The sequence below is a fragment of the Cupriavidus sp. SIMBA_020 genome, assembly GCF_046535395.1.
Classification (GTDB): domain Bacteria; phylum Pseudomonadota; class Gammaproteobacteria; order Burkholderiales; family Burkholderiaceae; genus Cupriavidus; species Cupriavidus campinensis.
In genome coordinates this window covers 1-287 of record NZ_JAWRWU010000362.1, presented here as the reverse complement: position 1 = coordinate 287, position 287 = coordinate 1, and the positions used below count along the sequence as shown (strand labels likewise).

1 protein-coding gene is annotated in these 287 nt (G+C 51.2%); it reads right to left on the bottom strand.

Annotated features, from left to right (window positions below; translation table 11 throughout):
- Positions 1-287, bottom strand: a 287-nt coding sequence (locus SB751_RS29590; protein WP_410748971.1) for a hypothetical protein, incomplete at both ends; no start/stop codon positions are given.

The window sequence follows — 287 nt, the reverse complement described above, 5'->3', positions numbered from 1 at the left end:
ATTTTGATGTTGCCTTGCAGCACCCTGGTGCAGAGGTCACTCAGCATCCCACATACATTGCGAACGGACGCCTGAGCCCATGAAGAAGCGATTTCGTCCGAAAGCCTTTGAGATTCTTCACGGAGCTTCTGAAGCTGATCGTGATGAGCGACTTGGTAAAAATCATTAACCCTACGCCCGAGAAACACAATCGTCGCCCAATCACCCCTAAGTTCAATCCATCGACTGCGGTACATCTCTGCCCAATCAAGCCTCTGCTGCTGTCGCTGCCCTGAGAGAATCTTGAC